20 protein-coding genes and 1 tRNA gene are annotated in these 23,186 nt (G+C 32.2%); 8 read left to right on the plus strand and 13 right to left on the minus strand.

Annotation, left to right across the window (positions count from 1 at the left end):
- Positions 1–97 precede the first annotated feature (97 nt).
- The gene (locus SYNTR_RS07855; RefSeq protein WP_156203994.1) at positions 98–1,198 is read right to left on the minus strand and encodes a zf-HC2 domain-containing protein; all 1,101 of its coding nucleotides are present in this window, start codon (positions 1,196–1,198) and stop codon (positions 98–100) included.
- Positions 1,199–1,231: 33 nt separating this feature from the next.
- Positions 1,232–1,813 carry an RNA polymerase sigma factor gene (locus tag SYNTR_RS07860; RefSeq protein ID WP_156203995.1) on the minus strand — a complete coding sequence of 194 codons (582 nt, stop codon included), beginning with the start codon at positions 1,811–1,813 and terminating at the stop codon, positions 1,232–1,234.
- Positions 1,814–2,420: 607 nt separating this feature from the next.
- Here SYNTR_RS07860 and SYNTR_RS07865 point away from each other — a divergent pair.
- The 4 genes from SYNTR_RS07865 to SYNTR_RS07880 all read left to right on the plus strand — a co-directional run bounded on the left by SYNTR_RS07865 (position 2,421) and on the right by SYNTR_RS07880 (position 4,799).
- Positions 2,421–2,504, plus strand: a tRNA-Leu gene (locus SYNTR_RS07865).
- Positions 2,505–2,827: 323 nt separating this feature from the next.
- On the plus strand, positions 2,828–3,130 hold the full coding sequence (locus tag SYNTR_RS07870) for a TOBE domain-containing protein (protein ID WP_156203996.1): 303 nt from the start codon (positions 2,828–2,830) through the stop codon (positions 3,128–3,130).
- 84 nt (positions 3,131–3,214) lie between these two features.
- On the plus strand, positions 3,215–3,619 hold the full coding sequence (locus SYNTR_RS07875; protein ID WP_156203997.1) for a hypothetical protein: 405 nt from the start codon (positions 3,215–3,217) through the stop codon (positions 3,617–3,619).
- A gap of 382 nt (positions 3,620–4,001) precedes the next feature.
- Positions 4,002–4,799, plus strand: coding sequence for an enoyl-CoA hydratase/isomerase family protein (locus SYNTR_RS07880; protein ID WP_156203998.1), 798 nt, complete (start codon positions 4,002–4,004; stop codon positions 4,797–4,799).
- A 92-nt stretch (positions 4,800–4,891) separates the two neighbouring features.
- Here SYNTR_RS07880 and pyk read toward each other — a convergent pair whose 3' ends face one another.
- The 8 genes from pyk to SYNTR_RS07920 all read right to left on the minus strand — a co-directional run bounded on the left by pyk (position 4,892) and on the right by SYNTR_RS07920 (position 13,325).
- Positions 4,892–6,640, minus strand: coding sequence for a pyruvate kinase (gene pyk, locus SYNTR_RS07885; protein WP_156203999.1), 1,749 nt, complete (start codon positions 6,638–6,640; stop codon positions 4,892–4,894).
- An 11-nt stretch (positions 6,641–6,651) separates the two neighbouring features.
- Positions 6,652–7,608, minus strand: coding sequence for a 6-phosphofructokinase (gene pfkA, locus SYNTR_RS07890; RefSeq protein ID WP_156204000.1), 957 nt, complete (start codon positions 7,606–7,608; stop codon positions 6,652–6,654).
- Between the two features lie 35 nt (positions 7,609–7,643).
- On the minus strand, positions 7,644–7,889 hold the full coding sequence (gene mtrB / locus SYNTR_RS07895; RefSeq protein ID WP_156204001.1) for a trp RNA-binding attenuation protein MtrB: 246 nt from the start codon (positions 7,887–7,889) through the stop codon (positions 7,644–7,646).
- A gap of 31 nt (positions 7,890–7,920) precedes the next feature.
- Complete coding sequence (locus tag SYNTR_RS07900) at positions 7,921–11,313, minus strand: DNA polymerase III subunit alpha (RefSeq protein ID WP_156204002.1); 3,393 nt, start codon at positions 11,311–11,313, stop codon at positions 7,921–7,923.
- Positions 11,314–11,328: 15 nt separating this feature from the next.
- Positions 11,329–11,796 (minus strand): YbaK/EbsC family protein, encoded by a 468-nt coding sequence (locus SYNTR_RS07905; RefSeq protein WP_156204003.1) that lies wholly within the window; start codon positions 11,794–11,796, stop codon positions 11,329–11,331.
- Between the two features lie 220 nt (positions 11,797–12,016).
- Positions 12,017–12,172, minus strand: a complete 156-nt coding sequence (locus SYNTR_RS07910; RefSeq protein ID WP_243140161.1) for an alpha/beta-type small acid-soluble spore protein — start codon at positions 12,170–12,172, stop codon at positions 12,017–12,019.
- Positions 12,173–12,289: 117 nt separating this feature from the next.
- Positions 12,290–13,012, minus strand: a complete 723-nt coding sequence (locus tag SYNTR_RS07915; protein WP_197079059.1) for an HAD family hydrolase — start codon at positions 13,010–13,012, stop codon at positions 12,290–12,292.
- Positions 13,013–13,025: 13 nt separating this feature from the next.
- Complete coding sequence (locus tag SYNTR_RS07920; protein WP_156204006.1) at positions 13,026–13,325, minus strand: carboxymuconolactone decarboxylase family protein; 300 nt, start codon at positions 13,323–13,325, stop codon at positions 13,026–13,028.
- A gap of 456 nt (positions 13,326–13,781) precedes the next feature.
- On the opposite strand from SYNTR_RS07920, the gene SYNTR_RS07925 reads away from it, so the two are divergent.
- On the plus strand, positions 13,782–14,966 hold the full coding sequence (locus SYNTR_RS07925) for a hypothetical protein (RefSeq protein ID WP_156204007.1): 1,185 nt from the start codon (positions 13,782–13,784) through the stop codon (positions 14,964–14,966).
- 29 nt (positions 14,967–14,995) lie between these two features.
- Here SYNTR_RS07925 and SYNTR_RS07930 read toward each other — a convergent pair whose 3' ends face one another.
- The 3 genes from SYNTR_RS07930 to SYNTR_RS07940 all read right to left on the minus strand — a co-directional run bounded on the left by SYNTR_RS07930 (position 14,996) and on the right by SYNTR_RS07940 (position 19,316).
- Positions 14,996–16,759, minus strand: a complete 1,764-nt coding sequence (locus SYNTR_RS07930; protein ID WP_156204008.1) for a hypothetical protein — start codon at positions 16,757–16,759, stop codon at positions 14,996–14,998.
- 31 nt (positions 16,760–16,790) lie between these two features.
- The gene (locus SYNTR_RS07935; protein WP_197079060.1) at positions 16,791–17,585 is read right to left on the minus strand and encodes a sulfite exporter TauE/SafE family protein; all 795 of its coding nucleotides are present in this window, start codon (positions 17,583–17,585) and stop codon (positions 16,791–16,793) included.
- A 126-nt stretch (positions 17,586–17,711) separates the two neighbouring features.
- The gene (locus tag SYNTR_RS07940) at positions 17,712–19,316 is read right to left on the minus strand and encodes an aldehyde dehydrogenase family protein (protein ID WP_156204732.1); all 1,605 of its coding nucleotides are present in this window, start codon (positions 19,314–19,316) and stop codon (positions 17,712–17,714) included.
- Positions 19,317–19,653: 337 nt separating this feature from the next.
- Between SYNTR_RS07940 and SYNTR_RS07945 the strand changes: the two genes are divergently transcribed.
- The 3 genes from SYNTR_RS07945 to SYNTR_RS07955 are packed head-to-tail and all read left to right on the plus strand — an operon-like array spanning position 19,654 to position 23,123.
- Positions 19,654–20,109, plus strand: a complete 456-nt coding sequence (locus SYNTR_RS07945) for a complex I 24 kDa subunit family protein (RefSeq protein WP_243140162.1) — start codon at positions 19,654–19,656, stop codon at positions 20,107–20,109.
- A 39-nt stretch (positions 20,110–20,148) separates the two neighbouring features.
- On the plus strand, positions 20,149–21,372 hold the full coding sequence (nuoF, locus tag SYNTR_RS07950; protein ID WP_156204011.1) for an NADH-quinone oxidoreductase subunit NuoF: 1,224 nt from the start codon (positions 20,149–20,151) through the stop codon (positions 21,370–21,372).
- Positions 21,373–21,395: 23 nt separating this feature from the next.
- The gene (locus SYNTR_RS07955; RefSeq protein WP_156204012.1) at positions 21,396–23,123 is read left to right on the plus strand and encodes an NADH-dependent [FeFe] hydrogenase, group A6; all 1,728 of its coding nucleotides are present in this window, start codon (positions 21,396–21,398) and stop codon (positions 23,121–23,123) included.
- The last annotated feature ends 63 nt before the right edge of the window (positions 23,124–23,186 follow it).

The raw sequence follows: 23,186 nt of genomic DNA on the forward strand, positions 1-23,186 counted from the left end.
ACACCACCATATTTTATTTATCCCTATAAAATTCAATAGGACAGGAATTATTTCCTGCCCTATGATAGTATATCCAATTTTATTTGTCTTAATATATTTAAGGTTTCATTTCCTCTATAAGATAAACTTCAACAGTTACCATATTTACCTCTTTTTCTATAGCTTCTTTAGTATTTGCCCATTTAGCAATATCATTTTCTATAATTTTTAGCTTATTTTTTTCTTCCTCTGTTAGTTCATCCTTTTCAGTAATTTCTTTTTTCTGATCTTCCAATGAATTAATTTGTTCAACTGCGTTTTCATACTCCTGTGTAAGAACTATTTTATCACTAACCGAGGTTCCAACCTTACCTAATGGATCTAATTCCTCTATTACTTTGTCTTTCTTTTCTTCTTTAACTGTTATTGAAACTATTTTAACATTATTACTATCAAAAGCTTGCATAGTATTTCTATCAGAAGCTGGCAGATGATATTGACCAGTATTTGCTTCTGCTATTTTTATAACTTCTCTAATTGAATCTTCTATGTTTTCTACTCTAACTTTTGTTGTTACAACATTAACTTCCTTAGGTTCAGGTTCTTTTGCTATTGTTATAGGCTTATCATCTTCTTCATCTTTTATATCTTTAGGTTCTTCTTTTGTGCTTTCATCTTCATCAATTGTATCCTTATCTTCATCTGGTGTTATGGGTTCTTCATCAACTTCTCCCGGTATTATGTCCGAACTAGGGTCTTTATCTTTATCTTCGCTCATTTCCCATTGCAATTTAACTCGATTTATAATATCTTCTACTGCTATTTGTGGTTTTTCAGATTCACCCTCCATCCAGTCTTCTACTGAAGCCACAATTGATTTAAAAGGTATAAAGCTACTTGCATAGATACCTATAGCCAAAGCAACACCTGCAACGCTTGCTGCAACCCATCCTGGTCTTCTCGGGGTTTTAATGTCCTTATTTCCGAAGACTTTAACCTTCTCATGCATTAAACGTTTCTTTAAATCCTCTGAAAACTCTTCTGGAGCCTCTAGATTTTCAATATTACGCATCATAACGCATACCGTCTTTAGGTGATCAAACTCTTCACGACATTGTGAGCAGACGTTTAGATGAGCTTTTATAGCCTCGTTTTCTTTTTCAGTTGTCATTTCATCAAGATAAGGTGAAAATAATTCCCTTATATGCTCACATCTCATTTTAAGTCCTCCTCGCTAATTTAGACGAGGCAATTAAGGTAAAAGTTCCCTGTCAGATAATTTTTTCCGCAAAGCAGTTCGCGCACGGTTTAACCTGGATTTAACCGTACCCACAGAACAATTTAATACTTCAGATATTTCTTCATAAGTTAAATCCATCATATCTCTTAAAATAATTGCTGTTTTATGTTCAGGTTTTATTTGGTCCAATATGTGTTGTATGTAACCTGCAAATTCTTTTTGTTCATATAATATGTCAGCTGTTGGAGATGTGTCAGGAATTTCTTTTTCTACTTCATCACCTTCATGAGTCGCTAAAGGTTCATTGAGAGATAAGGGGGCAATTCTTCTTTTTCTACGCCGCAATTCATCTAAACATACATTGGTTGTAATACGATAAATCCAAGTGCTAAAACTTGCATCTCCTTTAAAAGTTCGCAAAGAACGAAAGGCTTTTAGAAAAGCTTCTTGGGCCATATCATAGGCATCTTCTTCATTACTCATATATCTAAACGACAAAGAATATACTTTATTTTTATATCTACTAACCAGCTCTTCAAACGCCTCAGAATCCCCATCTCTAGCTTTTTTAACTAGTTGCTCATCTGATATCATTAATATTCTCCCCTAAAGTTATAGCTATTAAATTTGTTAGGAACATATGGAATTATAAGTATATATTAAAAAATAAAAAACTAATTTGTTAGAAAAAACTTAATCAATATTCAACAAAACTACCTAAAATCCTTTGTTATTTAGCAGGCAATGTGTACACTAATTACCAAACAATTATTCTTTATCTTTATTATGTATAATACACTTATTTAAGTTTATTTTACCATTTTATAGCATACATTATAAATGCATTAAACTAACCAATATTTCATAATATATAGTAATAATGCAAAAATAACAGTAGTTCCACTGCAAAAAGCTAAACCTAGACTATGGAATCGGCTGAGCAAACATGTTTATCACGCCACTTATCAGTCTTTATTTCCATTTTGGCTTAGCATTTATTATCTAAGACGAAATTTTACCATTGCCTTGTTACTAAAGTACTTAGATAAACTAGTCTACTAGAACCTATATGCTCTAATAATAAATTACTAGTCATTGCTAAATCAACTTTTAATTATATATACATTTTAAGTGTATTTATACCTCCTTGACATCTAAATAAGTGACTATTATAATGTTTGTGCAATAAAGCTTTTAATAAGCCAGAGTGTCGGAATTGGCAGACGAGCGCGACTCAAAATCGTGTGCCTAGTGCGTGTGGGTTCGAGCCCCACCTCTGGCACCACTACAAAGCGAACAAGTTGTTTATATAGAATAACAAGAAAAATAGAGGGTTTTAAGCCCTCTTTTGTTATATTAAGCACTAAATTCGCCTTCAAGTATTAAGTTTTATTTAATTTTTTTAAAAAATGGTCCCACTGCAAAAAGCTAAACTTAAACTATGAAATCGGCTGAGCAAACATGTTTATCACGGTTTCCACCTCCATTTTAGCTTAGCACTTTTGTAGCAGAATCAAAAATTAATTATTTTTAATTGCTCATTTAATTGGAATAATACCTCCTTATTTTGAACAACCTATAAAAAATAAAAAAAGGAGGTTATTTTAAATGAGAATCAGTGATCCTAATAAGCTAGTAGGAAGGGTAATGAGTGTAAAAGCAGGCCAAGATATGACAGAGATTGTTATAGATGTTGGAGATCAGGCCGTAACTGCTACCATAACTAAAGGGGCATTTGATGCAATGAATCTAAGTGAAGGTGATGAAATTTTTGCAATGTTTAATTCAACATCAGTTAGCTTAATAAGAGGAGATGTTGATGAACATCACAGAGATAATAGAGCTTATAGAAAATATGGAGCTTATGGATCCGGAGCATATGCTGGAGATTATGGAGTATATGGAGTGTAAAAAACCAAGAATTTTACAATAGTTGACAATCCGGCATGATTAAGGTAATATTTACTTGAAAAAATTTGGGGGAAGATATTTTTTATGAAGTTAGAGGGGTATATATTTTTAGTTTTTGTTTTAACAGCAGCAGTAATAACTGGCTCAACTTTAGGCTTAATTAGTAACATTAAGTATTTGAACCAAAATACTGACCTAATTAGTATAGAAAAAGAAAATGTTGTTGGTAAAAAACAAAAAACAGATCAAGAAGTTAATATTACTAATAGTAATAAAATCCCAGATAAGCCTTATAAAGAATCAAGTAAAAGTCCTTTACCTGAAATTAACCAAAAAAAAATTGAAGCTATACTAGTTCAGTTAGACCAAGTTAGTAAAAAAGATGATAACGAGTATATCTTGAAATACCAACAAGATAATAATATAAAAACTTCGGGAATTTTAGATCCTATGACTTTAATAACAATAATCGAACAAAGCAAATATTAGATTAAATATAATTAGCGAACTCAATTTTTTAGTTCGCTTTTTTTTTAGTCAAAAAATTACTAATTTCATCTATTTACATAAATATAATATGATATATTAATGTGCAATAGGAAATTTCCACTAATGCATGCAAATCAATTAATTATAAAAAAATAACTATATATCTATAACTAAAACTAGGAGGTGGTTAGAGTATAAATCTGACAAAGAACAGGTATTTGGTTTTAGAGATTATAAGATTGCAGTTTAGGAGCAAAAACAATAGGCTTAGACATTGCTCGTGCATTAGCTAGTGCTGTTAAAAAAGTTGTTCTTTAAACTGGCAGAGGTTTTTAAGATTAAATAAAAAATAAAATGTTAAATATTCTAGGAGGACTCTATTATGTCATATAGGGATAAGCAATTTAAAACATGTATAGTATCTGTTGATGAAATAGGTATAGCAACAATTCAAATTAATCGCCCAAAAGCGTTTAATTCAGTAAATGTTAAGCTATTAGATGAAACTTTTGAGATACTTGAAGGATGTCATTATGACCCTGAAGTAAAAGTTATAATAATTTGTGGCAATGAGAATGCATTTGCTGCTGGTGCAGATTTAAAAACTATTAAAGATTATAATGCATTTGAAGCTCGCGACTTTTTAGATAAAGCTCATAAGACTATTTATGCAGTCGAAGATAATCATAAGCCAACTATAGCAGCTGTAAACGGATTAGCTCTAGGTGGGGGGTTAGAGCTTGTTATGGCTTGCGATATACGAATAGTTGCTGATAATGCTACTTTGGGATTACCAGAAATAAATCTTGGAATTTTTCCTGGTGCTGGTGGCACCCAAAGATTCCCGCGCAATGCATCAATATGTAAAGCCAAACAATACATATTTACCGGAGATTTCTTCGATGCTGCTACTGCTGAAAAGATGGGATTAATAAACATGGTTGTTTCAGCTGCTGAAGTTTTAGATACTGCTAAGAAATTTGCTAAGAAACTAACTAGAAAGTCACCATTAGCTTTACGGGAAGCTAAAAATGCTATTAATTTATCAATGGATACTGATATTAAATCAGGTTGCCGCGCGGAGCAACTAGGGTGGTCCATGCTCTTTTCATCTGAAGACCAAAAAGAAGGTTTTTATGCTTTTTTAAAAAATCGCAAAGCCGAATTTAAAGGAAAATAGAGAAAAAATTTCTCATATTAGAGTTTTAGGGAATCAAGTTATAGGTAATAAAAGGGACTTCAACAAATTAAGTCGAAGTCCCTTTTCTATTTTTAAAAAATTTTAGCTAAGCCCTTATATACTCTTCCGCTCGGTACATCCATAGTAACCATCATTTCATTACTTAATATAGAAACTGCATCTTTAGCTCCTACTATTACTGGTATCTTTGCATCAATTCCAATAATTGCTGCATTTGATGTCAAACCGCCTTCTTCCACTATCAAACCTGCTATTTTCTCTAAATAAGGACTAAAACTACTTTCCACGCTCCGAGCTACAACAATTTCACCATGTTGAATATTTTTTAAATCATCTTTATTTGCAACTATTCTAATTTGTCCTTTTAATGAAATTGATCCTATACCCATTCCTTCAACAAGTATATCACCTACTACGTGAACTTTTAGTAAATTAGTTCCACCTGAATGTCCTGTAGGATCACCCGCTGTTAAAATAACTAAGTCACCATTGCTAATAAGTTTATTAGTTAAGGATTGTTTTATTGATTCTTCTAACATTTGGTCTGTCCCTATGGTTTCCTCACTTAGTACTGGATATACTCCCCAAAAAAGTAGCAATCTATTTATGAGTTTTTTTTCTGGAGTAACTGCAATTATCTTGGCTTGAGGTCTATACTTTGCTACCATAGCCGCGGTATTACCAGTACGTGTTGCTGTTATTATGGCTGAAGCACCTAAATTCATAGCTGTAGCACAGGTAGCATAGCTTATAGCATCAGTTACAGAAAGTGTTTCCAAAGATCTTTTTTGTCTAAGTACTTCTCTATAAGGGTAAACTTCTTCAGCCCTTTTTGCTATACGAGCCATAGTTTCAACTACTTCAATCGGATACTTACCCGCAGCTGTCTCACCAGATAGCATAATTGCATCTGAACCACTAAAAATAGCGTTCGCTACATCAGAGACCTCTGCCCGAGTTGGACGGGGATTATTTATCATAGAATCTAACATCTGAGTTGCTATAATCACTATTTTTCCAGCAAAATTACATTTTTCTATCATGGTATTCTGAACTATTGGAACCTCTTCGGCTGGGATCTCTACTCCAAGGTCTCCTCTAGCTACCATAACTCCATCTGCTACTTTTATTATATCCTCTAAGTTATCAACACCAGATTGACTTTCTATTTTAGCAATTATACCAATATCAGCTTCTCTTTCTTCTAATATACGTTTTATCTCCAATACATCCTCAGCAGATCTCACAAACGATGCAGCAATAAAATCAACTTCATTATCTATTCCAAAATGAATATCTTCAATATCTTTTGTACTTAAAAAAGGAAGGTTAATTCGTATTCCAGGAACATTTACTCCCTTTCTCTCACCAAGTTCTCCACCATTGACCACCGTACAAATAATATCAGTTTCGGTTACCTGTTCGACTTGTAAGCTTATTAGGCCATCAGATAGTAATATAGATGTTCCTTCACTTACTTCATTTGGTAGATTAGGATAATTTATTTGAACTTCATTTTTATTACCTTCTATATCCCTATTAGTTAAAATAAATTTTTGTCCAGACTCTAGCATTACTTTTTTATCTTCTAATAAACCTGTTCTTATTTCTGGTCCACGAGTATCTAGCATTATAGCTACTGGTTGACCTTGTTTGTTAGAAGCTTCTCTAACATTATTTATTCTATTTTTATGTTCCTCATACGAACCATGCGAAAAGTTTAGTCTAGCTACATTCATTCCGTTATTAATTAACTGTTGTAATACATCTACTTTTTCACTTGCAGGTCCTATAGTACATATTATTTTTGTCTTTCTCATTAATAACCACCTCATATAGAAAGTATCCGAGCAATTTCAAACATTCCTAACTCTGGTGTTTTTACACCATTAATAACTTCGGCTAAAGGAATAGTAAGTATTTTATCTACTCTACCACCTATCATTATGTTCTTTTTACCTTCTAATATAGAATCAATTGCTTTTTTGCCCATGTAGGATGCAAGTATTCTATCTATAGCAGTTGGTGTCCCACCTCTTTGTATATGTCCTAGGATACTTATTCTAGTATCCTGCTCAGTTCTTTCTACTATTTCATTTTTTAACTCCATAATTGGATATATACCTTCGGCTACAATAATTATGCTATGACGTTTTCCTCTTTCAATCCCTCTGTTAACCTTATCAATAATTTTATCTAAGTCAGTTGCAATTTCAGGTATGATAATAGATTCAGCTCCACCACCTACTCCAGCAGCAAGTGCTAGTTCACCACAGTCTCTTCCCATAACCTCTATTATAAAAATTCTACCGTGGCTAGTTGCAGTATCCCTTATTCGGTTTATAGCACTAAGCACGGTATTTACAGCTGTATCATATCCTATTGAATTAGTGTATACTATATCGTTATCAATTGTAGCGGGAATACCAATTACATTTATACCAAGTTTTGAAAATTCGTAGCCACCTTTAAAAGTCCCATTACCTCCAATAACGACCAGGTTATTAACACCATGTTCATCAAGTATTTTTTTTGCTTTTTTCCTTCCTTCGTGTGTTTTAAACTCTTCAGATCTTGAAGTATGCAGTATAGTTCCACCTCTATGAATTATATCTGCTACAGAGCCAGCAGACATTTTCTCTAATTCTCCGGCTATAAGTCCCGCAAAACCTTGATAAACTCCATAAACTTCAATGTTATTAAAAATAGCCGATCTAACTACCGCCCTTATGGCTGCATTCATTCCTGAAGCATCACCACCGCTAGTTAATACCGCTACTTTATGCATAAAATTCCTCCCTATGGGGCGAAAATATAAAGTCACTAACCTTTTTTATTACTCGGTTCCCCACTAATAGTTGTCCCAAATTTATGAAATATCTCAGCATATCCTCTTATCTTCATTGCTGAAGTATGTTCAGTAAACTGAAGAACCATAACTTCGCCCTTATCTAATTTTTCGGTATGATGAAATTTGGTATCCTTACCTCTAGTAAGTCCAATTATTGTTACCCCATTTTCTAATGCTTTAATTACAATATAATCTTCTCCCATATAACTTGTATTCATGCATATAATCCTCCTTTAATATTGATTTTTTCTATAGAAACCATATATTATTCTTTCCATATATATCGATTAATTCTTTCTTTAACTCTATACTTGAAGCAACATTATACTTCTCATCTAAAACAATGCGCCTTTTACTAGAAAGATGTACTAATACCCCTGCATTACCAGGATGCTTTTTAAGTATGTTGATTAGTTTTTCCTTATGGTTAGCATCAGATAGGTCCGGGGATATACGTATATTCAGCTCTTTCACCTTATCAACTATAGGATAAGCTTTTCTCACTGCAATTTTAGGCTGATCTTCTCGATTATCAAAAAAACCTTCTATAATTAGTATAGTGTCTGGTTGAATACTATTAATATATTCCTTGTATGCCGATGGAAATAAAAACATATCCATTCGGCCAGTTAAGTCCTCTAGTATAAATCTTGCATAGTTTTCACCTTTTTTACTGATTCTTTTTACTAAATTTACTGCTAAGCCAGCTACTCTTACATAAGCTTCTTCATTACTATTATTTAATTCATTAATACTACATGTAGTAACTAGGTCTAATATATTTTTATACCTATCTAAAGGATTCTCCGATACATAAAAACCTAAAACATCTTTTTCTCGCGAAAGTTTATCATAAATATCCATTTCCCCACTAACTGTAGGTTTAGGTTCATCAATTTGTGAAGCCTCTTCGCCAAATAGTGTTAACTGATTACTATTTTCAGTTTGTTGTATAGCTATTGCTAAATTTATACACTCTTCCATAATTGATAGGTTTTGTTTTCTACTAATTCCTAATGAATCAAAACAACCTGCTAATATTAAATTTTCAACTGTTCTTTTATTTATTATTGATAAATCTACTCTACGGCAAAAGTCATAAAGTGATGTAAAATGCTCTTTTTTTCTAGTCTCCACTATGTTCTTAACAGCATTAAAACCCACATTTTTAATGGCTCCTAAACCAAATCTTATTCCATCCTTTGATACAGTAAAATTTTCAAAGCTTTCATTTATATCAGGAGGAAGTATGGAAATGCCTAATAGCTTACATTCTTGCAAATAAAAAACTACCTTGTCTTGATGGTCTATTACACTAGTTAAAAAAGCACACATATATTCAGCTGGATAGTGAGCTTTTAAGTAAGCTGTTTGATATGATATAACTGCATATGCCGCAGAGTGACTTTTGTTAAAACCGTACCCTGCAAAACTCTCCATATTATCAAATAATCGATTAGATGTATTCTCAGGGATATTATTTTCTTTGGCCGCTTTTACAAATTTATCTCTTTGAGTAACTAGTTCCTGTGGTTTTTTCTTCCCCATAGCTCTTCTTAGTATGTCAGCTTCTCCCATAGTAAAATTAGCTAAGTCATTTGCTATTTTCATAACTTGTTCCTGATATAATATAACTCCATAGGTTTCTTCTAATACTTCTTCAAGCATGGGGTGAATGTATTCTGTTTCCTGCCTTTTATGTTTACGATTAATAAAGTCTTCTACCATGCCACTTCCTAAAGGACCGGGACGATAAAGCGCTATAACTGCAACTAAGTCTTCAAAGCGGTTTGGTTTCATTTCAGTAAGTATTCTTCGCAGTCCATCACTTTCTAACTGAAACACCCCTACCGTTTTACCCGCAGATATTAATTCATAAACCTTAGGATCATCCATTTCTACACTATCTATATTAACCCTAATACCACGAGTTTTTTCTATTATATCTAAAGCCCTATCTAAAACAGTTAAAGTTCTTAAACCTAATATATCCATTTTTAATAATCCTATTTCTTCAACTGTTTCTTTACTAAATTGCGTAATAACATGTCCATCTGTTGTTTTTTGTAATGGCAATATTGTGCTTAAGGGTTGATTACCAATAACAACCCCTGCCGCATGAATAGAAGCATGACGTGGCATACCCTCTATAGCTTTTGCAATATCAATTATCCTTCTAGTGTTATAATCGTTTTCATATGCTTCTATTAACTCTGGTGATATTTCTAAAGAGCGATTAATAGTTACCCCTAGTTCAGCAGGAATCATTTTAGCTATCTTGTCTACCTCACCATAAGGTATATCTAAAGCACGTCCAACATCTCTTATAGCTGCTCGCGCAGCCATAGTACCAAATGTAATAATTTGTGCCACGCGATTAGCACCATATTTTTCAACTATGTAGTCAATTACCTTGTCTCTTTTTTCAAAGCAAAAATCTATATCTATATCCGGCATACTTACTCTTTCCGGATTTAAAAAGCGTTCAAAAATTAAATCATATTTTATAGGGTCAACTGTAGTAATATCTAGTATATAAGATACTAGGCTCCCCGCAGCCGAACCCCTCCCAGGGCCAACAGGCACACCGTTTTCGCGTGACCAGTTAACTAAATCTTGGACAATTAAAAAATAGGCAGCAAAGCCCATAGAATTTAATATATTAAGTTCATAATCAACACGATTTATTAACTCTTTGTCTGGTGATGGATACCTATCATAAAATCTCTGCCAAACTATTTCCGATAGGTAGCTTTCAGCAGTATGCTCTTTAGGGATGTCAAAATGTGGAAGAAAAAAGCTACCAAAATCAAATTTTACATTACACTTTTCACTTATTTTTAAGGTGTTAACCATTGCTTCGGGATAGTTAGGAAAAAGCTCTGACATCTCTTCTAACGATTTCATATAAAACTCGCTACCATAAAACCTCATGCGTTGCTCATCATCTACAACCTTACCTGTTTGAATACATAAAAGTACATCATGTACCGATGAATCATTGCGATTTATATAATGAATATCATTGGTTGCAACTAAAGGTATATTTAATTCTTCACTAAGTTTATAAATTCCCCTTAAAGCTATTTTTTGTTCTTCTAAGCCATGGTCTTGAATCTCAAGATAAAAGTTTTCTTCACCAAATATTTCTTGATAAAATAATGCTGTTTCTTTGGCTTCTTCATAGTTGCCTGCTAATATTTTTTGAGGGATTTCACCTGCTAAACAGCCACTTAAGGCTATTAAACCTTCACTATACTCCTTTATTAGGTCACTATCAACTCGAGGTTTATAATAAAAGCCTTCTAAATAAGATTTACTTACTAATTCCACAAGGTTCTTATACCCTGCATTATCTTTGCATAATAATACTAAATGATATAAATTATCATCTATTTTAGCTTCCTTATCAAAGCGAGTACGAGGAGCAACATATACTTCACAACCAATAATAGGCTTTATCCCCTGATTATTGGCTTCTTTATAAAAATCTATAGCTCCATATAGTACACCATGATCAGTAATTGCTACAGCAGGCATATCTAACTCTACTGCACGAGTAACTAAGTCTTTTATTCTACAAGCACCATCTAAAAGACTATATTCCGAGTGATTATGTAAATGGACAAACCCTTTACCCATTGAAAACTCTCCTCATTATTTAAATGATACATTACACGGACTGGCATCAGTAATATTTAGTAGTTGGTTAAAAGTAATTGGCAAAGCTGTATTAGCTGTACCTGCAGCTGCATAAACAACATCATATTTGGTTAAACTTTCATCAATATATATTTTAACAGGTATATTTAAAGCAAAAGGACAAACCCCTCCAATATCATATCCTGTAACTTCTTTAACCTCATCTGAATTTGCCATCCTAATCCTCGCACCTGCAAGATCCTTTATAGCCTTAAAGTCAAGTTTTACATCACCTGCCGCAACTATCATTAAGAAATCATCTTTTTTGGTTTTAAATAAAATGGATTTAGCTATTTGTCCCACTTCTGTCCCTAAAGCTTGTGCTGCTAACTCTGATGTAGAAGTATCGGCATCAAGCTCTATAATTTTAAGATTACTTTCTTTTTCTTTTAAAAAATCTCTAACTTTTTCAATCGCTTGCATATTCCCCACCTATTTTATTAATAAACTTATCCTACATTATAAAAGAAAATCTGGTAAGAATTAAGCAATAAAAACAAAATGCCTGAACATTATATGTTCAGACATTTTATTTATTAATAAAAATAATTAGCTTTCTTAACTCACTTAGTAGAGAATTCATTCTTTTGCCATTAATTAATTGAGCATACTTTCGGCAAATAAATTCGTCATAGAAAATAGCTTAATTTTCTGCTTGTTTTTGTTTTGCTGCTTTTTGCCGCAGGCGTTTACTCATGATTCCTCCGATTTTGCCACACATAGCATTACTAAGTGATTCCCATCCATCTTTTTCTACCTGTTCCCAAATACCTAGTTCTTTTGCTATTTCGATTTTCATTAAATCTTTTTCAGTAATAACTTTTTTCTTTTTTGGCTTTTTCTTTTCAGAAATGGATTACACCTCCACCCTATGTTTAATTATTTCATATAGTAGAGTCCCCATTTCTTCTACCTATTATTTAATTGATTTTAAATCATCAATAAATTTATATAAGTCTTCAACCATACCCCTATAGTCTGGAATATAGTCTACATCACCTTTATCAATTAGCATATTTTCAACTAAAAATGTTGTCATACCCATTTTTCCAGATACTATATCCTCTCCTCTATCATTCCCAATCATAATACAATCTTTAGGGTCAACTTGAATTTTATCTGTTATTTCTTGATAGTATTCTATGTGTGGTTTACAAAAATGCATCAATTCATACGAAGTAATTAAACTGTAATCAAACCCATCTAAACCAGCCCACTCAATTCTATTTTTTATTGCACTCATGGGAAAAACAGAATTTGTAGCTATTACAACTATGTAACCCTTTTCAAAGATCTTTGCCATCATATCTCTCATACCAGGAATTGGTTGACAATAATCCTTAAGCTGTGGAAATCCTTTTTCATAAAAATAATTAAAAAATTTTCTTATTTCATTTTCTGAATAAGGCCACCTGTTTAGAAAATCCTTCATGAAAACTTCTTCATTTGTTAATTTTGGATCTTTATTACCAATCATAACAGCAGTAGATTGAAAAACTTTTTCTGCTAATGTTTCAGAGTTTTCAAAACCATATTCATTAGCCATTATTGCCATTTTTTTGAAATACTTAGGCAAAAAGTAGTTCATATCTATGTTTAACAAAGTGCCATCTAAATCAAATAAAATTGCTTTAATCACTTTTACCCCCATTCTATTCAAAAGCATTTAATGAAGTTTTAACTACATCCATACCACTAACAAAATAAGCCAAGCGTAATGTTTCTTGTATTTCTTCATCAGAAGCACCCGCCATACGTGCTTGTTTTGCAAGAACCTTAACTCCTTCACTAGCACCTTTAATAGCATCAAGTGCAAGTACTATAAGAAGTTTAGTTTTATCATCTAGGGCTCTAGTATCTAAAGCCTTAGATACTACTTCATGTATAACCTCAGCATATTCCGGGTCATATTGCTTCATTTCCTCAACAAACCAAGGTAACTTTTGACTCATGATTTACCTCCTAATAATTTTATATATATGTTTTGATTCTGCTGCAAAAAGTAACTACAACAAACTTAAGGCTGAGCAAACATGTTTATCTAAGTCCTTAAGTAGCAAGGCGTGGTGCATAGATCACGGCTAAGTATAAATAAAAAATCATTTTAGATAATAAGTGCTAAGCTAAAATGAAGGTAAAGACCGATGAGTGGCGTGATAAACATGTTTGCTCAGCCGATTCCATACTCTAAGTTTAGCTTTTTGTAGTGGAATCTGTTTTTTAAACCGATTAAAATCCATATTAGCAATAATAAATTCAACTGTTTTATATTATAGTCAAATTAATTACTAAAATAAACCAAAGCTTAATGCAAATAAAGTTTTTTACACTTTTTCATCCTACAAGCAGGAATTTTTGGAAATATATAGAAATTATGTTTATTAATTAAATAATAAAGGAGGATTAAAATGTTTTTCACATTTCTCTCAAAAGAAAATGTTCACAAATTAGATACTTCAGTAATGTTTGAATATTCTCCAGAGCAAGTTTTATTTTATTACTACAATTCGTATATAAATATAAGTTTAAGCTCATATAATAACTTAAAAAATTATTGCTTAGAAGAAGATTATTCAAACAACTGTATCTATGAATGGATTTGTTTTTTAGATGAGGATATTAAGGCTATGGAAGATTTAGTTGCTTTTGAACAAAATGATTTTCTTGATTACATTGGACCTTATTATTACTTAAAGACTAACACACGAGTATACTTTTCTAAAACCGATTCAATAGAATCAGAACGTTTGACAGCAAAAGACTTAGATACTATCTTAGGGTTACATGTTACCCCTGAAACTAATATTGAAGCTCACCAATACAATAAAACTCGAAAAAACAATAGAAAAAACCCTCGCGGTAAATCAGAACTAATAAAAGATATTAATATGTGTTTAACTTCATTAAATGAAATAGAAAAAATTAATAAACACATAAACTATTTAAACAAAATATTAGAACAAAGAAACCAAATAATAAATCAAGAAGTTATTTCGCCTTTGGAACCTGATACTTTACCACTTAAACCAGAAAAAAGTGAAGATCCTGAGCCTCAAGAAAAAAGTAAGTTTTTATCTTTTCCACGTTTTAAACAAAAACAAGTATATCGTGATGGTTCACAATATAACCATGATATGAAGGTTTATATTATCCGTTATCGCGAATATGAAAAAGCATGTGACCGTTATAAAAAGGCCTTAGGCGATTGGAAAGAAGCCGAAAAGGAGTTTGAGAACAATAGTTTATCTGATATATATGACTTAGAAGCAAAGTTAAAGTCTACAAACAAAACTTTAAAGATTTATAATTCAATCTTAAAAAAATCATTTATTCATACAGATTATCAAGACTTAGTTACTTTAAACACCTTTAAAAATTATTTAGAAACTGGTAGAGCTAATGACATTCAAGATTGTATGAATCTTTATGAAGAAGAAAGACATTGGACAGAAATAAAGCTAAGTCAGGAGAGAATAGAGAATACTATCTATATGTTGCAAAATGATCATGAATATATTAAATTAGCAGATAATAAAGTAAATGATTTAATAAGCAAAATTAATAATAAAAATAAAGTAATGGTAGAAGCCTAATATAAAAAGGCTTCTATTTTTTACTTCTTTTAATAATTTAATTTAACCATTCCTTTTAATTTAAGTGACAATATTAATGATACTGCATCCTTAAAACAAGATCGCATTAATTCTATTTTTTCATTATCATTAACCGGTATCGGCTCACTTTTAAATGGATGGATATAAAGGTTCCTTAAACTATGTATTATTAATAATAATCCTATCAATTCATATAACCCTTCATCTACATTTTCTTTTTGTATAACACCCAAAAATAACATCCAAGCAGCTGTATTAATATCTTCTGGTTTTTCATTAATATATGGAATATTGCAAAATGTATAAAAATTAGATGGATGACAATTCTGTAAATACGTTAGCAAATCCGGATTTTTATTTTCTATTTTATTAACAATATTATCGAAACACTCCGTATAAGCACTATTTTTAACATTCTCTCTAATTTCTCTTATTTTACTTATACCTATATCATTAATAGAAACAGCTTTCTTTACTAACGATTCAACTACATTTACATAATTAAGTAATATGTATGCATCGTTGGTTATAACATTACTAAGTTTATTATTATTATAAATTTGATATATTACTTCTGTATCAACTACTAATTTATAGTGAAGGATACTTTCAGGTACAGTTTTCAAATCATAAAGTACCGGAATTTCTCTGATAATATAATTTTCAATATGTTCAGTAACATCTGGACTTAAATTTTCAAACACCATTTTTTTAACTTTATATATTTTTTCTAAGATATCTTGCCAACGTTTTTCCAATAAAATATCTTGCCATGCTATTGTCACAAGTAAACCACTTGATTCATCTTTCAGTTCGGTTATATCGGTTATTTTTTCTTCAAGCCTTTTTATTAATAAATTACTTTCATTTTTGCACATATCTAGTAAAGTAGTAATATCTTCTTCTAAATCAATAAACACGCTCGACAATTTTGAGGTAGTCATTTGCATTTGTCCAACCATATCTGCAGAATGATCTTCCATTTCTTGGTTGATTGTATTCTCAAATTCTTGCATTCTACTCTCTATTGATTGTTCAATTATTGAGTTAAATTGATCGCCTAATGTGTAGATATTGATATATTCAATTAATTCTAGTCCTTCTTCTTGAGTGTTTAATTGCTCTATTAAAAGTTCATTTACATAACCATAGAAAATTTCCTTTTCCTTTTCTAGTATTTGCTTTAATTCTGTTGATTTTTTATGTAAATATCTATCAATACTATTAACAGCTTTTTCTCTACTGCTAAAAACCTCATTGACTAGTCTTATTACATATGCATTATTGTTTTCTATAGATTCTAATATTTTTGTTCGCTCATCATTATAACTATAAACTAATTGTATAGTTGTTCTTATTCCGTTTGATTTTTCATTAACCTTTTGTAAAAAGTTTATATAATCCTGCCATAGCCATTCACTGCCTTTAATTATTTCTTTTTGTAAATTAGTTAAAAATAATTGCATATAATTATCTACTTTGCGATTAAAAATATCTTCACAGATTGGTTTTATTTGTTCCATTAAATCATTAACATTAACCTCTACTTCTTCTATTATTTCTTGTTCAGTAACTAAAGGTAAACTAGCAATAAATTTTATTATCATTAAACCAGCTATAACCAATAGTATAGTTAAGAAAAAATATGTCCATTCGAACCCTCTATAAACAAATGTAATAAGTGCAATATTCAACATAAACAAAACCCAAATACTCATCCAAAGATAAGAATTATTCACTATACTTACCCTCAAACGATATATATCAAACATTACAAATCCCCCCCAACCCATTATCATTTGTTTAAAACGATGAAGTTAAATAAACAAATGACATATAAGCAAAAATCACAGTAAACAATAGCCTAAAAATTAATGGACTAATAAATGACGAAATTTTAACTCCGATTTGAGCTCCAATAATCGTACCTATTCCTAGTAGTATTGCGGCTTGGATATCTACAAATCCTTGCATTAATTTTATAGCTCCCCCAAAAGCAGTTATCGGAAACATCGCCAGCAATGTAGTTCCAACAGCAACAGATGGAGATAGGGAAAGTATCCAAAGTATAGCTGGAACTAATATAAAACCTCCACCTAACCCCAACATTCCAGTAAGGCAACCTGTAACAATGCCTAGTATAAATAAAGGATATAAAAATTGTTTGTTGGTTTTTACTTTATTTAATAAATCGTTGTTTGTTTTTGCATTATAAATTTTCCATTCTTTATACGATTCATAAGCCATTCGTATACACATACCAAAAAACAATATACCTAATAACAGGGTTAATATGCTTACATCTTCAGTGAAATACTCCTTAAAAACAAAGGAACCCACGATTATACCTATTAATCCACCAGCACCTATAGTGATAGCTTTTTTAACTAAAACATTTCCAGCTCTATAGTGTCCATAAGCACCTGAAATAGAGGTAAAGACAATAGCCACTAAAGTAGTTCCAACTGCAGTCAGTGGCTCAAATCCTAATAATAATTGAATTGCTGGAAGCATAATAATGCCACCACCAAGACCTAGAATTGCTCCTAAGATCCCTGCTAATATTCCTGTTATAATCAGGTAAATTATTAACCCCATGTATAAATAAACCACCTTTGTTAGGCTATGGTTATATCTTATATCTTTTACATAAAACCGTACAGATGCGACAATAATAGTTTGCCGCATCTTATGTTGTAGTTACTTTTTGCAGCAGAATCTTTACTAAAATCTTAAAAACTCTGATTTATCGCTTGCTAAAACATTGCAAAATAGTTCTTTTCCTTGTTCATTAGCTACTACTAAAGATCTAATAGAAAAACATCTAAGTGCATCTGAAACAGATAGTGTACCTTCTCCAGAATTTTTCCGTCCAGTAAATGGCAGTTCATCAGGTCCTCGCCTACATTGTGCATTCAAATTTATCCTAGATACTTGATTTACTAATATATCTATTAAAGGAGCTGCAAAATCTGTAGATTTTGTAAATATGCTAGCTTGTTGCCCATAATCACTTTCTATTAAATACTCCACAATCTCGTTAATATCACTAAATGAGCTAATAGGTATAATAGGTCCAAATTGTTCAACATGATATAATTGCATTTCCTTTGTGACTGGATAAACAACAGCTGGATAAAAAATATTTCCTATATTATTACCTCCACCTTTATTAACAACCTTTCCTCCTTTTTCTATAGCATCTTCAACTAAACCTTTTAAATAATCTATTTTACCCGCCTCAGGTAGAGGTGTTATCAAAACATCTTTCTCCCATGGCATTCCACATTTGATTTTGTCTAATTCATCACATAATTTAGTTAAAAATTTTTCTTTTATATTATTATGAACCCATAAATGTTTAATAGAAGTACATCTTTGACCATTAAACTCTAAAGCACCTTTTAAACATTCTTCAACAGCTAAATCTAAATCAGCATCAGATAAAATGAAAGCTGAATTTTTTGCTTCTAAACCTAATATAGTTCTTAATCTATTAGGGTATGGATGTTGTTTAATTAAAAGATTGGCAACTTTAGTTGAGCCAATAAATCCAAGAACATCTATTTTACCGCTCTTAATAATGGGACTAATTATTTCTTCCCCATTGCCATTAATTATATTTATAACACCAGGAGGAAATGCTTTTGCAAAATCCTCCAATAAGGTTAAAGTGCATAATGAACCATAATCCGGTGGTTTAACAATTGCCGTATTCCCCATAATTAATGCCGGAATCAACATCGCAAATGTTTCATTTAAAGGATAATTAAATGGCCCCATACATAAGGTTGTTCCTAATGGACACCTTCTAATTTGAGCTATAAACCCATAAATTGTTTTTATATCACTAGTATCATCATGAATCATCCGCAATGTATTTATGGTATTTTCAATATACTTTACTGTTCTTTTAAATTCATCTTGGCAATCTTGATAACTCTTTGCTATTTCCCACATTTCAATTATAGCAAAGTTTTTTTCTTTCTTTTTAATCAATGAAAGAAAATATTCCATATATTCGATTCTTTTTTCAACCGGCATAGTAGCCCATTCACCTATTCCTAATTGATAGGCTTTATTAGCTGAATTCAATGCACTAATTGCTTCAAATTCTGTTAATAAAGGTCTCTCACCTAACTCAATCTGCTTAGTCTGTAAGCCTTCTTTTAATACAATAGGAGAAGTAATCTTTTGGGTTTTACCTTCCCATTTATAAACCTGACCATCAAGCAAATAGTTTAACCCATGATTTATTTTGGAAACAATAGTGTTTTCTAGCATAAATTCTTTAGGCACATTAGTTGTTTCGACATTTTTACCATCCATTGTAAGCAATGACTTTTACTCCTTTCATAACCTATTTAAATTAGTATTAAATATATTTATATTCGTCATGCATTTGCGTTTGATATAAATATATTTTATGCAAATTATAAACGAAAGTCCTATACAAATTTACATAATGTTTATATAATAAAAAAGTAAAATCGCAGTAAAAAACTCAGTATGTCTTTAACATGATGCCAACCATACGCACTAAGCACCTATTCACTACAATATACAAATTTTAATAATTTTATTTGAGTCTTGTAGCACCTTTGTTGAATAATATTTGTTAAACCAAAGTAGTTTTGTAAAATATACTCATATTTTTTAAAAGGAGGTGAATAGGTTGACTAAATACGCAAATCTAATTAATGACTTAAAAGAAAAGAAGGGAGGTATTATAGAAGCTTTTCATGCTATTGAAAAGGAATATAGCTACCTCCCTGAAGACGCTATTGTTGAAGCAGCAAAGACTTTCAATGTATCTACTGCTGAAGCATATGGTGTAGCTACCTTCTACTCTATGTTTTCCGTTAAACCCCGTGGTAAAAATGTAATCCGTTTATGTGAAAGTGCTCCTTGTCACATTGCTGGAGCTGATGAAGTTTTTGATGCATTAAAAAGAGAACTAGGAATTGATGTAGGCGAAAGCACTGAAGATGGACTATTTGCACTTGAGTTAACTGAATGTGTTGGACAATGCCAAGCAACACCTGTAATAACTATTAACGGCAAAGCATATTTAGATGTTAATCCAGCAAAAATACCTGAAATATTAGCAGAATATAAATAAAATAGTGTTAATTTTTCCGAAGGGAGGAGAAGAAAAGAAATGGCAGAAGAAATGCGCATAGTGTTGCGTAACTATGGTAAAATTAATCCTCTAAAAATTGATGATTATATTGCTCAGGGAGGATATAAACCATACGACAAAGCCTGCAACATGGATGCTTTTGAATTAATCCAAGAGGTAAAAAGCGCTAACCTAAGAGGACGTGGGGGAGCAGGATTTAACTGTGGCCAAAAGTGGCAGTTTGCCCACCAAGCTCAAGCAGATCAAAAATATGTAGTTTGTAATGCAGATGAAGGTGAACCTGGCACTTATAAAGATCGAATGATTATGGAAAATGACCCTCATGCCCTATTAGAAGGAATGGCAATTTGCGGTTATGCAATTGGTGCAACTAAAGGGTATATATATTGTAGAGGAGAATATCCACAAGTTGTAACAATACTAAACACTGCTATAGACCAAGCGCAAGAAAAAGGGGTATTTAAGAACTTTGATGTTGAAGTAAGAACTGGAGCCGGTGCATACGTTTGTGGTGAAGAGACTGCACTTATTGAATCATTAGAAGGTAATAGAGGAGAACCTAGGTACAAACCTCCATATCCACCAAGTGAAGGACTATGGGGCAAACCTACAATAGTAAATAATGTTGAAACATTTGCTAATATACCAATAATAGTTGAAAAAGGCGGGGACTGGTATGCATCAATTGGTACACCAGCATATCCTGGAACTAAAATATTAACATTAACCGGCGACATTAATAACCGCACATTTTTTGAAGTTCCTACAAATACAACCCTAAGAGAAGTTATTTATAAATATGGTGGTGGCATACCTGGAGGTAAAAAATTCAAAGCTGTTCAAACTGGCGGAACTTCCGGAGCCTTTATTCCTGAAAATTTATTGGATACACCAATAGCTTTTGATTCCATGAGTGAAATAGGAGCGGTTTTAGGTTCAGGTGCAGTTTTTGTACTTGATGAAACCCGTGATATTGTAGATGTAGCATGTCGTATATCTAAATTTTTTGAACATGAGTCCTGTGGTAAATGCGCTCCTTGTAGAGAAGGTACTATGAGAATTTATGATTTAATGACAAAAATTAATGGTGGTAAGGGATCTAAATCTGATACAGCACTTCTTAATAAACTTGGCAGAGTAATGTCTTACTCATGTTTTTGTGGACTTGGTCAAGCAGCTCCCGCCCCAGTACTTAGTACCATTAAGCATTTCCAGGCCGACTATGATGCTAAATTAATGTAGGAAAGAGCAAAGGAGTGAATTAAATGGTTAATCTTACTATAGACGGAATACAGGTATCTGTTCCCCAGGGCTCAACTATCCTGCAGGCAGCAAAGGAAGTCGGCATAAATATACCTACACTATGTTATCATCCTGACCAAGCAGTTAAAGCTAACTGTAGGGTATGTGTCTGCGAAGTTGAAGGGAACAACTGGGTATTACCAGCAGCTTGTTCACAACCAGTCTTTGATGGTATGGCTGTTAAAACTAAAACCCCAAAAGTAATAGAAGCTAGAAAAACTATATTAGAACTAATATTATCTAATCATTCACAAGATTGTTTAAATTGTATTCGTAACCAAAACTGTGAATTACAAGAATTAGCTGAAGAGTACTTTATCCGTGATAATCCTTTTGAATTAAAAACTAAAGGAATTGCAAAAGATTTTTCAACACCTTCTCTAGTCAGAGACCCTGATAAGTGTGTACTATGTCGTCGTTGTATTGACACATGTAGCAATGTTCAAGATGTTAAAGCACTTGGTGTGGAAAATCGCGGACATGAATCTATGGTGGTTCCTAGCATGGGTAAAGACCTTATCGACAGTCCATGTGTAATGTGTGGACAATGTGTACATGCTTGCCCTGTAGGCGCAATTAGTGAAAATGAACAAATAGATGAGCTACTAGAAGCTATAGCTGACCCAGATAAAGTAGTAGTAACTCAAATAGCTCCAGCAGTTAGGTTAGCAATTTCTGAAGAAATAGGTATGGATATTGGCTCTATGTCTATGGAGGTTTTTGCTAGTGGGTTAAAGCAAGTTGGATTTGACTATGTTCTACACACTAACTTTACAGCCGACCTAACTATACTTGAAGAAGGTAATGAGTTATTAGCTAGATTAAAAGAAGGTGGAGCTTTACCAATGTTTACCTCCTGTAGCCCAGGATGGATAAACTACTGTGAAACCTTTTACCCAGATCTATTAGATAATCTATCAACATGTAAATCACCGCAACAAATGTTTGGATCTCTTGCTAAAACTTATTGGGCAGAAAAAATGAATATTTCTCCTGATAAAATCTATTCAGTATCTATTATGCCCTGTACCGCTAAGAAATTTGAAGCATCACGCCCAGAAATGCAAGATAGTGGATACAGAGATGTAGATGTTGTTTTAACAACAAGAGAAGTAGGCAGATTATTTAGAATGAGCGGAATTGATTTTGAAAAGCTCCAAGGTACAAATCTAGATTCTTGGATGGGAGCGTATACTGGTGCAGCAGTAATATTTGGAGCAACTGGTGGAGTTATGGAAGCTGCTCTACGTACAGTATATGAAGTTGTTACTGAAGAAGATTTACCAAACCTAAACTTTACTATGGTTCGTGGAATGGAAGGAATAAAAGAAGCCGAAGTGGACCTTAAAGGAACCAAAGTAAAAGTTGCTGTTGCTCACGGTTTAGGTAATGCTAAAAAATTAATGGATCAAGTAAAAGCTGGCAACTCCCCTTACCATTTCATTGAGGTAATGGCATGCCCCGGTGGATGTATCGGTGGTGGAGGACAACCAATAACTAAATCTAATGCTAAGCGTCAAGAGCGTATAGACGCTATATATGTAGAAGATGAAAATTGTGCTATTAGAAAATCTCATGAGAATCCTGAAGTAAAAACCATTTATGATGAGTTTTTACAAGAACCTCTAGGGCATAAATCTCATGATTTACTTCATACCCACTACCATGCTAAGAACAAAAAGTTCTTATAAAATAATTGTTATAGATAGATAAAAGATATTAAAATATTAGAGAGATAAAATTAGCACATAAGC

The organism is Candidatus Syntrophocurvum alkaliphilum (assembly GCF_009734445.1).
Lineage (GTDB): Bacteria > Bacillota > Syntrophomonadia > Syntrophomonadales > Syntrophomonadaceae > Syntrophocurvum > Syntrophocurvum alkaliphilum.